Annotated in this window: 18 protein-coding genes and 1 tRNA gene; 3 read left to right on the top strand and 16 right to left on the bottom strand. The window is 40.3% G+C overall.

Going from position 1 to position 13,534, the window contains the following annotated elements; translation table 11 throughout:
• Nucleotides 1-32 precede the first annotated feature (32 nt).
• The 8 genes from C6W21_RS07220 to C6W21_RS07255 form a co-directional block, all read right to left on the bottom strand.
• A complete protein-coding gene (locus C6W21_RS07220) occupies nucleotides 33-416 on the bottom strand; it encodes a competence type IV pilus minor pilin ComGG (protein ID WP_106049807.1) in 384 nt (127 codons plus the stop codon).
• Complete coding sequence (gene comGF, locus C6W21_RS07225) at nucleotides 413-952, bottom strand: competence type IV pilus minor pilin ComGF (RefSeq protein WP_317615075.1); 540 nt, start codon at nucleotides 950-952, stop codon at nucleotides 413-415. The genes C6W21_RS07220 and comGF overlap by 4 nt, the downstream gene beginning before the upstream one ends.
• Nucleotides 852-1,169, bottom strand: coding sequence for a competence type IV pilus minor pilin ComGE (comGE, locus tag C6W21_RS07230; RefSeq protein WP_106049809.1), 318 nt, complete (start codon nucleotides 1,167-1,169; stop codon nucleotides 852-854). Before comGE ends, comGF begins: the two co-directional genes overlap by 101 nt.
• Nucleotides 1,153-1,599 carry a competence type IV pilus minor pilin ComGD gene (gene comGD / locus C6W21_RS07235; protein WP_106049810.1) on the bottom strand — a complete coding sequence of 149 codons (447 nt, stop codon included), beginning with the start codon at nucleotides 1,597-1,599 and terminating at the stop codon, nucleotides 1,153-1,155. The genes comGE and comGD overlap by 17 nt, the downstream gene beginning before the upstream one ends.
• The gene (gene comGC / locus C6W21_RS07240; protein ID WP_106049811.1) at nucleotides 1,592-1,885 is read right to left on the bottom strand and encodes a competence type IV pilus major pilin ComGC; all 294 of its coding nucleotides are present in this window, start codon (nucleotides 1,883-1,885) and stop codon (nucleotides 1,592-1,594) included. The genes comGD and comGC overlap by 8 nt, the downstream gene beginning before the upstream one ends.
• Nucleotides 1,886-1,901: 16 nt before the next feature.
• Nucleotides 1,902-2,942, bottom strand: a complete 1,041-nt coding sequence (comGB, locus tag C6W21_RS07245; protein ID WP_106049812.1) for a competence type IV pilus assembly protein ComGB — start codon at nucleotides 2,940-2,942, stop codon at nucleotides 1,902-1,904.
• Entirely contained in the window at nucleotides 2,923-3,993 is a 1,071-nt protein-coding gene (gene comGA / locus C6W21_RS07250; RefSeq protein WP_106049813.1) for a competence type IV pilus ATPase ComGA, read from the bottom strand. The genes comGB and comGA overlap by 20 nt, the downstream gene beginning before the upstream one ends.
• A gap of 179 nt (nucleotides 3,994-4,172) precedes the next feature.
• Nucleotides 4,173-5,045 carry an STAS domain-containing protein gene (locus C6W21_RS07255; RefSeq protein WP_106049814.1) on the bottom strand — a complete coding sequence of 291 codons (873 nt, stop codon included), beginning with the start codon at nucleotides 5,043-5,045 and terminating at the stop codon, nucleotides 4,173-4,175.
• A 98-nt stretch (nucleotides 5,046-5,143) separates the two neighbouring features.
• Between C6W21_RS07255 and C6W21_RS07260 the strand changes: the two genes are divergently transcribed.
• A tRNA-Gln gene (locus C6W21_RS07260) sits at nucleotides 5,144-5,214 on the top strand.
• A 54-nt stretch (nucleotides 5,215-5,268) separates the two neighbouring features.
• On the opposite strand, the gene C6W21_RS07265 is transcribed toward C6W21_RS07260, so the two are convergent.
• Nucleotides 5,269-5,649, bottom strand: coding sequence for a Spx/MgsR family RNA polymerase-binding regulatory protein (locus tag C6W21_RS07265; RefSeq protein WP_007501232.1), 381 nt, complete (start codon nucleotides 5,647-5,649; stop codon nucleotides 5,269-5,271).
• A gap of 212 nt (nucleotides 5,650-5,861) precedes the next feature.
• On the opposite strand from C6W21_RS07265, the gene C6W21_RS07270 reads away from it, so the two are divergent.
• Nucleotides 5,862-6,104: a DUF2626 domain-containing protein gene (locus C6W21_RS07270; protein WP_003217440.1), complete on the top strand. Its 243-nt coding sequence runs from the start codon at nucleotides 5,862-5,864 to the stop codon at nucleotides 6,102-6,104.
• Between the two features lie 92 nt (nucleotides 6,105-6,196).
• Here C6W21_RS07270 and C6W21_RS07275 read toward each other — a convergent pair whose 3' ends face one another.
• The gene (locus tag C6W21_RS07275; RefSeq protein WP_106049815.1) at nucleotides 6,197-6,835 is read right to left on the bottom strand and encodes an MBL fold metallo-hydrolase; all 639 of its coding nucleotides are present in this window, start codon (nucleotides 6,833-6,835) and stop codon (nucleotides 6,197-6,199) included.
• 157 nt (nucleotides 6,836-6,992) lie between these two features.
• Here C6W21_RS07275 and C6W21_RS07285 point away from each other — a divergent pair, with 157 nt between their 5' ends.
• Nucleotides 6,993-7,166 (top strand): DUF2759 domain-containing protein, encoded by a 174-nt coding sequence (locus tag C6W21_RS07285; RefSeq protein WP_106049816.1) that lies wholly within the window; start codon nucleotides 6,993-6,995, stop codon nucleotides 7,164-7,166.
• A gap of 26 nt (nucleotides 7,167-7,192) precedes the next feature.
• Here the strand turns inward: C6W21_RS07285 and C6W21_RS07290 are convergent, their stop codons facing one another.
• From C6W21_RS07290 to C6W21_RS07315, 6 genes are all read right to left on the bottom strand, one after another.
• Nucleotides 7,193-7,507: an MTH1187 family thiamine-binding protein gene (locus C6W21_RS07290; protein ID WP_034662003.1), complete on the bottom strand. Its 315-nt coding sequence runs from the start codon at nucleotides 7,505-7,507 to the stop codon at nucleotides 7,193-7,195.
• Between the two features lie 78 nt (nucleotides 7,508-7,585).
• Entirely contained in the window at nucleotides 7,586-8,839 is a 1,254-nt protein-coding gene (locus C6W21_RS07295) for an MFS transporter (RefSeq protein ID WP_106049817.1), read from the bottom strand.
• Between the two features lie 155 nt (nucleotides 8,840-8,994).
• Nucleotides 8,995-10,119 (bottom strand): M14 family metallopeptidase, encoded by a 1,125-nt coding sequence (locus C6W21_RS07300; protein ID WP_106049818.1) that lies wholly within the window; start codon nucleotides 10,117-10,119, stop codon nucleotides 8,995-8,997.
• An 86-nt stretch (nucleotides 10,120-10,205) separates the two neighbouring features.
• Nucleotides 10,206-12,125, bottom strand: coding sequence for an LTA synthase family protein (locus C6W21_RS07305; protein ID WP_106049819.1), 1,920 nt, complete (start codon nucleotides 12,123-12,125; stop codon nucleotides 10,206-10,208).
• A gap of 214 nt (nucleotides 12,126-12,339) precedes the next feature.
• Nucleotides 12,340-13,293, bottom strand: a complete 954-nt coding sequence (locus tag C6W21_RS07310) for an ROK family glucokinase (protein ID WP_106049820.1) — start codon at nucleotides 13,291-13,293, stop codon at nucleotides 12,340-12,342.
• Between the two features lie 13 nt (nucleotides 13,294-13,306).
• Complete coding sequence (locus tag C6W21_RS07315) at nucleotides 13,307-13,510, bottom strand: YqgQ family protein (RefSeq protein ID WP_008342322.1); 204 nt, start codon at nucleotides 13,508-13,510, stop codon at nucleotides 13,307-13,309.
• Nucleotides 13,511-13,534 lie beyond the last annotated feature (24 nt).

Consider the following 13,534-nt stretch of genomic DNA (forward strand, 5'->3'; position numbering starts at 1 on the left):
GTTACCAGGAAGAGGATCATTTTATACACTGGCTATTCAGTGTTTGTCCATTTCATGATTTCACGGGTCTTCCAATCCAGTACGAGTTCCCGCTCATCTGTTAAACCATCCTTTGTTTTCACACTGACTAACATGAGGATACGCTTTTTCTTTTGATCGCATGTCATCTGCTTCAATGTCACGCGGCCTTCTTCAGTGTCAATATGGGTATGCTGCTTTTCACACAAACGATGTAATGTACGGGCAGCTTCACTCGCCCCCACCCTGAAAAGCTGCTGTTTTTTATAAAAGGAAATGGTCAGCTCTGCACTTCTCAGCTCTTTTTGAAACCCCATCGTCATCGATCCTAGGATCAAGAGAAAAAATAGAATCGCAGCCAGTACATGCGGATAGATAAATCCTCCTTCCCTTTTCACGATGTAGGAACCACCCCTTTATATATGGAAAAAACGGCTTCATACACCTTACCAGACCCATCTGTGACTTTAAGGATGGCTTTATGCTGATTCGTTCTGACACGAAATTGTTTCACCTTTTGCAATAAAGGAAGATGGCCTGCTTGATCCATTCGCTTCCGAAGCATTTCTTGATATGGCTCAATCGTTACCACTCGCCCTTGATCTGATACATACTCTAACGCTTTACCTCCTTGCACCGATCTAACAGCCGTTGCACGGCTTAATTCCTCATCTAATTGCAGGACAGTCTGTTTCCACTCCATATGTGAAAATCGGTTCATTTCTTCAAAAGGACGGGCTTTCTCAGCTGTAGAAAAGATCAGTACACAGCCAAAAGAAAGGAATAAAAATAGCTGCAATTGCCACAAAGCCTGGACAAAGGTAAAACCTTGTTCACCGTTCCACAACATGGCGAAAGCATATGGTCTGCTTTTTTTGTATTTTGTATGATACACATCCCTTCTCTTTACTCCGATTGAATGCATATATGACATCGCCTCGCTTCTTTTTGACAGAAGATTTTGTACCACCTATGAAGACTTCATTCATCTGTTCATGCAAGATCTGATAAGCTTCAAGTTTGGCTCTTACTTCGTTTTTCCCCATCATGATTTTTTCATAGGCTGGCATGAGCACAAGAGCTGCAAATAGAAAGATATGACAAGCAAACAGCGCCTCAATCGTACTAAACCCTTTACTGTTTTTGAACATGGATTCGCCCGCTTCCTAAATAGATCGTGAGCTTATACGTTTGACTGCCAAATTGAATGATGAGAGACCCGCCGCTGCTTGGATGTCCGTTTACATTAAAATAGATACCTTGTGGAAATGTAGAAGCCTTAATGCTTCCCTTTTGTTGCTGAAAAGAAGCAATGACTTCGCCATCCTTTTGATCGATTACTTGATACGATACATGTGGCGGATGGAATTCAACATCCACACGTGTTTTTTTGATAAATGCAGTATAAGCAGCCAATTGAAAATCTTGTTTCATGATGTTCACTTGTCTTTTGGCTTCAGCGCCTTCTATTAAATTTGGGATTTTTACTCCTATGATCGACAATAGAATCGATAGAACAAGTAAGATCATTAGCTGTTCTATGAGGGTAAAACCCTTTTCATGAAAAATCAATTTATTCATGCTTCACGTTACCGTTTTGAATGACAATCGCTTTTCCATTAGGACACGTTAATCCCTTTTTGACATAGCCTTCTTTTTCTAATTCAGCTAAAGATGGTGTCTTGCCATCATGCTCTAATTCATATGCCATCACCTGTGTGCTCACCATTGATTTAAGCCCTTCACAGCCCTTTGCTTGAATCGTTTGGTGATGACGAGTGATATTTGGAATGGTAATGAGTAAAAGAATCGAAATCACGAGCATGACAATCAACATTTCTAACAGAGTAAATCCCTTATCATTCATGTCTTTGTCCTCCTTCTTACACTTGCTCCATGAGTTGATACATTGGTAAAAGAATAGATAAATACACAATGAGTATAAGAAGTGCTGTCACACCATAGATAACCGGCTGCAGCCACGAAATCCATTTTTCAATTTTCAGCTCTGCATTCTCTAATAGAAATTGGCTGTACGTGTACATTTCTCTTGCAAGCATCCCGCTCGCTTCACCATGCTCGATGACGGCTGCAAAATGTTTCTCGAAAAAAGGAGACAGGCTTACTTGGTGTGCCATGCTTTCTCCTTTTCTTAACTCTTCAATCATCTGTTCTGATATTTCTTGAAGAAAGGGTAAGTAGCTTTGCTGTTTAAAAGCTAGCAAGCTCTCGTACATCGATAATCCAGCCTGAAGCAGTCCGCTTAACTGAAGAGAGAAAAGGTACGTATGCATCAGCCGCATTCCTTTATATAAAAAAGGAAACCTGCTTATCACCCTCAGCTTCTCAAGGGTGGACTTTTTCCTAAAAAAGACAGCATAGTATCCGGTCAGGCAGAGACACACACAGCCGATGAGGAGTAGAATAGCATGCAGCAATTGAAAAAGTCCAAACATACCTTGAATCAGCCATGACATTCGGGTATCCATCGAGGAGTACAAGAGAGAAAATTGAGGAATGATCATTTGCTGAACGAGTATGAGCACGACCAAAACCGTAAAAATGAGGAAGATCGGGTAACGTAACATGCGTTTAAACGTGTCTACCTGTGTGATTTTTTTCTCTAAAAACCGTGCGCTTTGTTCAAGTGCTTGTGCTAGACTGCCATGCTTTTCGGAGAAACTTAATATGGCGATGACTTCCCGCTGAAATTGGAGTCTCTCCAGCACCACATAAAAAGGCTCCCCTTCGAGCAGCAACTGAATGCCCGGTGTTAATTGCTGCTGCTGCTCATTCGACAACTGGATATTCACCATCGTTAATGCCTCAATCAATGTATATCCAGCCTGAATCAATTGAGCAAGTTTTGATAGACATTCCGCTTGGTCCTTTTTAGACCATGCTTTAAAGGCTTGCTTCTTCATAAACCCAGCGATGATAGGTGTTTTTCGATAAATAGCCTAGTGCCACTCCTTTACGAATTAATCTTTGCAGTGTTTCATATGACGAGTGAGCATATTCTCCTTTAGCCTCCTTTATACACTCACCGAGCTCCTTTCCGAAAAGCAGTTCAAATACATTTGTTCGTCTGACCGGTCGATTTAATTTACAGTAAAGCTGACATGTTTCTCCACAAAAAGGACAGGTGAGCTCGATTAATCGCTGCGCAGCAATCGCAACCATCGTTTGTTCGAGTTCATTCATCGTGACACCAAATTCAAGCATACGATAAAGGGCTCCTTTTGCATTTTTCGCATGGAGCGTACTCATCACTAAATGGCCTGTCAGTGCTGCTCTAATTGCCGTTCGGGCCGTTTCAGCATCTCTTATTTCTCCTAGCACAATCATATCTGGATCATGTCTTAAAATAGCGCGTAATCCTGCGGCATATGTGATGCCGGCTTTTTCATTCACTTGAACCTGTAACACTTCTTCATTTCTCGTTTCCACAGGATCCTCAAGTGTAATAATATTTCGGTTGAAATTCTTTTTTGCAAACTGGATCAATGAATAAAGGGTTGTTGTTTTCCCTGAATTTGTTGGACCGGTAAATAAAATGAGTCCATGCGAATGATTCAAAAATGATAATAACTTAGTGGAAGCTTTCGGAAATAGTGACAGATGTTTTATTTTCGGAACATGATCCTGCGGCAATATTCTAATCACTAAGCTCTCATCATTTACAGTTGGTAAAGTAGACATCCGAATAAACACCTGGCCGCTTCTTAGCATCACAGCTAGTGACCCATTTTGCGGTCTTCTTTTTTCCCCGATATCCATGGATGATAAAAATTTAAAATGAGCAATGAGCCGCTCCCCGCTTTTTTTATCAATGGTTCGCTGCTGAATTAAATCTGAGTCTACGCGGAAAGATACCGAAGCTTCCTTTTCTTTTGGAACAATATGCACATCAGATGCTCTCATGCGGCATGCTTCTTCTAGCAGCTCTTGTCCCAAATATTCAATCCCATACAAATGGTTCACTCCCTTCTCTGACCATATTGTAAGTTGGAGGAACCTGTCTGACAAAAGAGCATTTTATCATTTTAACGACTAATCAAGTGAAAAAAATCATCAGCTTGCGATGGAGAACGTGATTTTTTTAAAAAAGAGCATATAAAAAAACCTGACTTTTACAAGTTCAGGTTTTTTGGTCATGTGGCTTCTTGCGGCTGTTCTTCAAAAATACGAAATCCTCTTTTTTCTAAAGCTTTTGCAAGGCTGTGTTCAGTATTTACTTTTGAGAAATCAATGCCCAATTTCACGACGGTTTGAGCAATTTCTGGGCGGATGCCTGAAATAATCGTCTCAATTCCTAGAAGCTTCGCACTATCCACCACTTTAAACAGCTGATAAGCAACCATCGTATCAACGATTGGTACGCCCGATATATCAATAAATAAATGCGTTAGACGCAGTCTTGAAGCCTGTTCTAGTACGGATTCCAGAATAATTTTGGCCCGGTACGTATCAATCTCTCCGATCAGCGGCAAAATCCCGATTTCCTTTGATACTGGAATAACAGGGGCACTCAGTTCCTGAATCATCTCTCTTTGTGCATTTAGCTGACTCAGTGTCACGCGGTCGTATTCTTCTGATAAACGCTCGATCATATCATCAAACGTGGAATGAAAATGCTGATTCCACCCACACACATCTTGGAGCGTCACTTCAAGCTCGGTTTCTAGTGTGAATTTTTCAATTCTCGAACAGAAAATCTGACGGAATATCTTAAATTGTCCAATGATTTCATATAAAGGCACCTCGTGAACGGCTCGATCACGTGCAATATCAACAGACCATTTTTTCAAATGATTTTCTACTTTGTCTGACAGCGTCAAAAGCGTTGCTGCAATGGTTTGAATAAACGCTGTGTTCTGTTCTTTCAGTCTCATTTCCGTTTCCTCTGAAGCATGTTTGGAATATAATGAGCCTTCTTCAGTTCTTGTTTTCAGCCATTCTTCGGTCATGACAGGGGCTTCTTTTAGGATAAATTCATATAATCGCTTAGATTTTTCATTTTTCATTTACTTCTTCCGCTCCTTTTTCACTTATAACTAGTGACATACAACTTTTATGTATAAATGACCGCAGATGGTGAACAATATCATTACACGTTTGATATTGGGCTATAGCCAAGTGGTAAGGCAATGGACTTTGACTCCGTGATCGTTGGTTCGAACCCAGCTAGCCCAGTTCAGCACAAAAACGAAGACGGCTGAAGCATGTTTCAGCTGATCTTCGTTTTTATTAGGAAACTGATTGATGAATCGCTTTCTTTTTTGATATTTTCATGAGTTCTCCGGGATTATAGCCTACTACTAATTTATTTCCATCAATGATAATTGGTCTCCGGAGCAGTTTTGGTTTTTCAATGAGAAGCTGAAGAACCTCGTTTACTTTTAAATCATTAATATTTAAATTTAAGCTTTTAAAAGCCTGGCTTCGTGTGGCTAAAATTTCATCCATTCCTTCTGTTGTTAAGGAAAGAATCTTTTTTAATTCATCTAGGGTTGGCGTTTCTCTGAAAAGGTGACGCTCTTTAAAATCAATTTGATTCGCCTTTAGCCAATGTTTTGTTTTGCGGCAAGACGTGCAGCTCGGGTATGAATAAAAAGTAATGTCACTCATTAGTCTTCCTCCTTAGGTCGTTAACCTTTTCTCTTATGGAGTAAGTACCCTCATGTATTTCGGCATAAACACGTTTTTATCACTTTTTCAAAAAATTTTTTTCTGGTTGTAAAATAAATGTTCACACGTTGTCAAAAATGTAAATGTTTACATAACAAGTGGTGATCAGCTATAATATGAATCAAAGGGGTTTTTTAAGGGGAGGGAAAGAAATGAATCGCATGTTCCGCGTGCTTGGCTTTTGGACGGGTATTTTTGCTGTCATGTTCTATTTAGGGCATATGAAAGATGCATCACTGCTGTTCTTCGGTCAAACCGTCCTTTTTGTATTTTTATCCTACTTGAATTTATCCGAAAGAATGTATATTTACATTTTCGGAGCGTACTTGACGATTTTCTTTGCCGGATTTACATATTATTCGATCTTCATCATGGTTCCCGGTACCGGACATTAAAAAAGCATCTTTATAAAAAGAGATGCTTCAGATTGTTGACAAAGGGCTAAAATGATCTTTATTTTAGCCCTTTGTCTTCTTTTTTCATACGTTTAAAGAGAAAAACCATTGATAAACGGATTTTGCTCCTGCTCCGTGAGCACAGTGGTTTCACCACCATGTCCACTTAAAACAAGAGTTGATTCTGGCAATGACAACAATTTGTTATGAATTGATTGAAGCAGCACTTCTTGACTGCCCCCTACTAAATCTGTTCTCCCGATGCCGCCTTCAAATAACGTGTCACCAGAAATCACAAATCCTTCTTCCGCCGAATAGTAAGACACACTGCCTGGTGAATGCCCAGGAGTGTGGAACATTTCTAATGTAAACGATCCAATTTGAAGTGTTCCTTCTGACGTAATTAATTTTTCTGCTTCTTTGATCGTAATTCCATTCCCAATCAATCGAGCTGAACCGTTTAATTCAGCGTTCGTCAGCCATTCTTTTTCATTCTCGTGTACATAGAGCGGCACTCCCCACTCTCGCCGCACCTCATCTGCCGCACCGATATGATCAAAATGAGCATGTGTCAGTAAGACAGCAAGCGGTGTGAGCTGTTTTTCTTTTATATAGGAAATCAGCTTTTGTGCTTCACCGCCTGGATCAAAAATTAAGCATTCTCCGTGCTCATTTTTCCAAATATACGCATTCGCTTGTACATAGCCTAGTGGCATTCTTCTCCAATTCATTTTCATCACCTACTTTATTCATTCTTTTTTATTATGAAGGCTACACAATAAAAATTCAAACAATCGTCAACTGGAATCTACTCGACAAGCTTTATGAAAACGGTTAAAATGAAAAGAAAGGAAATCAAGGGGATTGATGACAAAGGGGGACTTTCACATGATGCTCGTCATTATTTTTGGTCTAGTCACGATTTTAGCTGCACTCGGGATCTTTCGCTCACTTAAAAAAGTGAACGTACTTGCCATCGCTTTTGCTGGCGCGACATTTTTGGTTTTTGGATGGTTTACTGTCATGACTATCATCTATAGCGGTTATCCAACTGCACATTAAAAAGCCTGCAAATAGCAGGCTTTTCTTTATTGATTCAAGTGCTTATTCACGCTTTCTATTTTACTTGTAAGCGTTGTGGTTTGATCCCGCCTGTCATCAATGCGGATATTGGTCGCTACGCGGTGCAATCCCTTTTCAAAAGGTGCTTCATGAATGCGCTGAATAACTTCAAATAAAACGGATAATTCACCTTCAATTAACGTATTCATTGGTGTTAATTGATAATTGATTTTCCCTTCTTTTTGAAAGCCTTCTAAAATTCTTTGTACATCTGCTACATAAGCACTGACACTTGGTGTTTCAGTGCCTATTGGAATGATGGTTACATCTGCTATGGCCATGTGTCTTGCCCCTTTCCATTGAAATCCTCATGTTTTCTCGTCCTCATTGTAACCTATTCGCTTTCAATCATGCCATGCTCACGTTGCATTTATAGAAGGTTTGTCTCGTTCTATCGTCAAATCCGCCCTCTCTACCTTCCCAATGTTTGTGAACAGAAGTAGGCATATCCCTGAGACAGCTTCAATGATGCCGCCAGCCGCAATGACATACCCAGACCCAAATAGTGTCGCCATATAGCCGCCAGTGAGAGCGCCTAACGGAATCATGAAGAAGGAGATCATATTGATAATCGCATACACTTGCGGCTGATCCTCTGCTTTTACTGACAATTGAATCATTGTATGTTCAGGCACGTTGACTGCACTGATGGCAGCCCCTAAAGCAAAGGCTGATATAAACACAAGTGGTAAAAATGCGTTCATGCCTGTGATGAAGAACGAAATTCCATCAACGATCCCGGCACCTATAAACAACAACCCATACCGGTTCACTTTTACCTTTGTCAAAACAAACCCCATCAAGAATGCACCTAGTGCTGTTGTGACTTTAATAAATGAATAGATAACTGGTCCACTATGTAAATCCTCTGTTAAATAAATAACAGACAATGCTTCCCAAGGTGCTGCAGCGAAGTTTGAACAGACACAAAAAATCGCCAATGGAAACAAAATATGATGCCTTTTAACAAGTGAAAATCCTCGAATTAATCTTTTGCCGTATGATAACCCTTTTTTGGCTTTATCGATGATGACTTCAGTCTCATATGTAATCATTAATACCAATAAAGCGGACAAGAGATAAAGAGGAATGATCACAAGCATTGTATATCCTACCCCTACAAACGCAATCATGACACCACAAATCGTTACCGTCACAAGCCTGACCACATGACTCGCTGATTGGATGGTTGCATTCGCTTTTTGTATGAGGTCCTCATGGACAAGCTTTGGAATAATTGATACGGATGCCGGTTCGTAGGAGCCACCAGTCGCCGAATGAAGCAGCATACAGCCAATAACAAGTGCTAATGGCGTGAAACCATAAAAGTAACTGACCACGATCACAAGGATTATCGCTCCTCTTGTTAAATCAGCAAAACACATCCAAAATTTCAATTGATGCGGCTTCATCATTGGGGTAATCAGCGGCCCAACAATGGCTTGCGGAACAAAGCTGACCGCAATAAAAAAAGCTGTTCCAATTGCCCCTTTCCCGCCTAGTACTAAAAGCCACAAGATGGTGTTGAAAGATAGACTATCAGCTGTTATTTTACACATTTTAGAAATAAATAAGTAAGTAAAATTCCTTTTCCACAGGCTTTGAGCACTCAATGTTCGACATCCCCCTAAAACATATCCTTTTTTTTACATCCGCACCTTTCACAATAGCTTAGAAGGCGACCTTCGTCAATTGCTCTAACATTATTTTTATTGACAATACGAAATTGCTTCATGTTCAAATGTAAAAAGCACCTGAGAGGTGCTTTTTAACACTTACATGCTTCCCATAACAGCCGCTTTGTTTTCTCATAGATGGAATCAAATTGATTCATGGAAAGAGGATTTTTCCCTAATCCAAGCTCGACTGTATAGCCCTCATTGTGAAATTGATAAATAAACCAATCTCGATAGCCTGCATAGCTGTCAAGATATTGTACCGGTTTATAGCCGCTCACATGCTCGAATCGTTTGACCGTTTCTTTTGAGATGGCAGGTTCGTGTCCAAGAAAGCCCCAGTATATCTCTTCCCCCTGTGTATGAAGAGCGATCAGCCGATCAAAGCGTTTTCGTAATGCTAGATTTGCCATCGCTTTTGCTTCTGGTTCTGTTAATGGCTCGCGCCCAGGAAACCCCCGATTGGACGGTGCCTTAGGCTGATGACGATAGTATTCGATCTCCCAATAAGCAGGAAATTGATTGTTCAAATCCACCCCTCGAATATTTGCTTTCCACTCCTGATAATCAGCAAATCCGCCATTTAGTGATGTGATTGCTTCACTGTTGAGACCTAGTGACTCAGGTCCATTCCGAACGAGGTCTACGCCATCTGGATTCACCATTGGCACGATGGAGAGAGCTGTGGTTCGCAGAATATGAACGGCTTCATGATGTCTTGCTTGCACCGGGTCAGATGCGGCTAAACACAGTGATTTCAGCCATTTTATTAAAACAGACGTCGTGATCCATTCATTTGCATGAAAAGAAGCATTCAAATGAATAGAATGTAAATGCTGAACAGGCTCTGTTCGGATTTCATAAATAGGTGTATCAAGCACTGAATGACCTATTATGCTGATTTGAAGAAAAGGAAATGCGGCTTTCAAACGGCTCAGCTCTTCTTCTAATTGAGCACTATCATATTCAAAGGTTCCATTGATCCAATCATCGGATTGCTGCAGCCTGTATGGTGCAATAAATTTCTGGACCTCACCTATAGAAGAAAATGAATGGATGCCTTCCGGAAGTCTATATCCCGGTAAAAGAAGGTAATCAGTGCTTGTTTGATTGGATAAATGAAAAGCCGCATTCCCTATCCCTAACTGCTTTGCCACATTATCCTTTCCCGCTTCATCTAGCTGCCATTCAATTTTCCCAAACGACGTTGTCTTCATTTACATCCCTCCTCTCATACTATATGAGCCGGCAGACAAAAAAAGAAAACCTCTGCATTTAAAAATAGCAGAGGTTTTCTCATATGTTAGGACGCCTTTTTCAGCTTCGTTTCATCTTCTTTTTTGGATGGAGAATGGTCCGGGCTGTTCCGGTCATAAAATCTAAGGAGATCCCCGTAAATGATTTGATCAGAGAATTGAAGCTCTTGCTTCGCCTTCTCTTCATAAGACTGACAAACGGTCTCATCATCTCTTGGCTCACCCGTTTCCTTATTGTAGCAAACACCATCTGTGAAAACACTGTCCTTCGTAATAAAGCTGCCGTCACGAAGTACGGTAAAGTCATTCTTATCTTTTGATAAAAGGTCATGACCAAATTGAATCTGTTTACTTGTATCAATTCCTAAAAGATTGAGTATAGTTGGACGGATATCGACTTGACCGCCTACCGTATCAATTTCTTTTGGATGTTGATCTGTGATCCCTGGAATGTGTACAACAAACGGGACTTTTTGAAGCTGCACTTCTTCAAATGGCGTAATCTCTTTATTTAAAAATTGTCCCATTGCTTCGTTATGGTTTTCTGAAATTCCGTAGTGATCCCCATATAAAACAAAGATGGAATTTTCGTATAAACCTGTTTCCTTCATTTTTTCAAAGAAAATCTTCAGCGCCTCATCTTGATAACGCACTGTAGGGAAGAATTTATTTAGCGTTTTGCTCTTAGAATCATATTCATCAATGAGCTTATCTTCTTCATCTAGATCAAATGGAAAGTGATTCGTTAATGTAATCAATCTCGTATAGAAAGGCTGCGGGATCGATTTCATCAATTCCGCTGACTGTTCAAAGAACGGACCATCTTTCAAGCCCCAGCCAACTGAGTTCTCTTCATTCACATCAAATGATTGAATATCAAAGAACTTGTCGTAGCCAAAGCTATCGTAGGTCAGGTCACGATTCCAGAAGCTTTTGTTATTCGCATGAATAACAGAAGAGTGATAGCCCTCATCCTTTAACAGCTCAGGTGTGGCTGTATACTCATTGCTTGGGTTTGTGAAGAACACAGCCCCTCTTCCAAGTGGATAGAGAGAGTTATCAACAATAAACTCTGAGTCCGATGTTTTTCCTTGACCTGTTTGATGATAAAAATTAGTAAAATTGTAGCTTTTCTTGATTAATTTGTTTAAAAACGGAGTAATTTCTTTCCCATTTAACTTTTCATTGACCACAAAACTTTGTGTAGACTCAAGTGAGACAAGAATGACATTCCGCCCTTTTGCTTGACCAAACGTCTTTTCATTACGGTCGGTTTGATTTGCGCTTACATAGTTTTCAATTTCCGTTAAACTATTGCTGTCAGCAAGGGCTCGTTGAGCAGACTGCTTCGACTGCAAAACCCCATCATAAATATGGAAGTTATATAAGCTAATATTTTTCACCAGCATCTCACGGTCAAATGAGCGAGTAAGCAGTTCTGGTCTTTCTGTTTCAGCTAAACCAAGGTTAAAGAAGAAGGTGGCTGCTACAAATAAATAATAGGCTGCTCGTTCTTTTCGTGAAATGGTGACATCCGTTCTAAAGGAAGGCTGTTTTTTATAGAGCCACATTAAAATCATAATATCAACGAACATCAGAAAATCGACCGGTTCAATTAAAGAGGTAATACTTGACCCGAGGTCACCCATATTGTTTGTTTGAAATAGGACGGGGATGGTGAGAAAGTCACTATAGAATCGATAAAACACAATGTTAGCTAACAAAATGAATGTCAGGATAAAGCTCATCACGATGATATATCGATTGCGATTTTTTTCTTTCATAAATAAACCGATACCGAAGATAAACAAAAGAAAGCTAAGCGGATTAATAAACAGGATAAACTCCTGCATAAAATTTTCTATTTTAATATTAAAGTTAGATTTATAGATAACATAGGTTTTGACCCACATTAACAAAGTCGCAATCAGTAAAAATGAAATCGCCTTTAATCTTTTCTTTCGCATTGTAACCTCCTTATGCTCTAAGCATGCACTCAAGTTAGGGAATACCCTAATGATTGGTACTTCTTCAAAAATAACTAAACTATATCTTATCCTGTATGGGCTGGAAAATCAATGTCTTTTTCCCCATGACAAACTTATGAATATGCTAAACATTTCATTTCATGCCCATCTATCGCTTTTTTTAATAAAAATGACATCATGATGACTTTTTTGTTTAAGACAGCCATTTGTTTTTCGCCATCCATGCACCGCCGATGACCCCTGCATCGTTTCCGAGTGAAGCAATCACGACTTCGACATCATCAACGCAAGGCGGGAATGCGTGATGTTTAACAACGCGCTCTACCTTACTGCGAAGAAGTTCACCTGCTTTTGAAACACCGCCGCCAATCACAATTTTTGTTGGGTTTAATGCACTGGCAAGATTCGCTAAGACAAGTCCAAGATGAGTCGTCACTTCTTCTACGACACGCATGGCAAGATCATCTCCACTTTCAGCGGCCTCAAACACAGCCTTTGCAGACAGCGAAGTGAGCGTGCCAAGTGAAGATGTATGCTGCTCTGTTTCTAATTTATCCTTTGCAAGCCGGACGATGCCAGTTGCAGATGCAATGGTTTCAATACAGCCTGTTCTTCCGCAGTTACACGGTGCTCCTTGGAATGGAACGGCACAAATATGGCCAATTTCTCCGCCAGCCCCTGTCTCACCTTGAACAACTTCACCATTTACAATAATACCGCCGCCAACCCCCGTGCCAAGTGTAACCATCAGGATATTTTTTGCGCCATCTCCTGCACCCTTCCACATTTCACCGAGTGCAGCAATATTCGCATCATTTTCTATGACAGATGGAAGTCCCGTCTCTGCCTCTAGGTGATCTTTGAGTGGATAGTTTGTCCAGCCGAGATTCGTTGTTTTATAGACAATCCCAGATACTTTATCTACAGGCCCAGGTGCACCCATTCCAATTCCAATAAGCGCTGATTTTGGCATACTGATCTGGGCCAGTTTGTGGTCAATTGATTTGGCAATATCGACTGTGATCGTCTGCCCTGATTTATCCGTAGGAATCTCCCACTTATGCTGAATTTCACCATATAGATTAATGAACGCTAGCTTAATTGTCGTACCGCCAAGATCAACACCTACAAACCAATCCCCTGTCATATGCCCTCCACCTTCACATTGTTTTTCGATTTAATTTGGCTAGTTCCATTTGAAGAATCGTCATTGCGTTTGACCATTCGGTCCGGTCAATAATGCCCGATGTATACATTTCCTTCAGTTCATCTGCCATAAATTCTAATTCCACTTCACGATCTCCGAAATACACATAATTTCCAAATCTCATGAGCAGCTGCTGTACATCATATAACGTTTTCATTGTTTCCACCATTTCTTCTCATCA

The sequence above is a fragment of the Bacillus sp. NMCN1 genome, from assembly GCF_002998085.1.
Taxonomy (GTDB): Bacteria; Bacillota; Bacilli; order Bacillales; family Bacillaceae; genus Bacillus.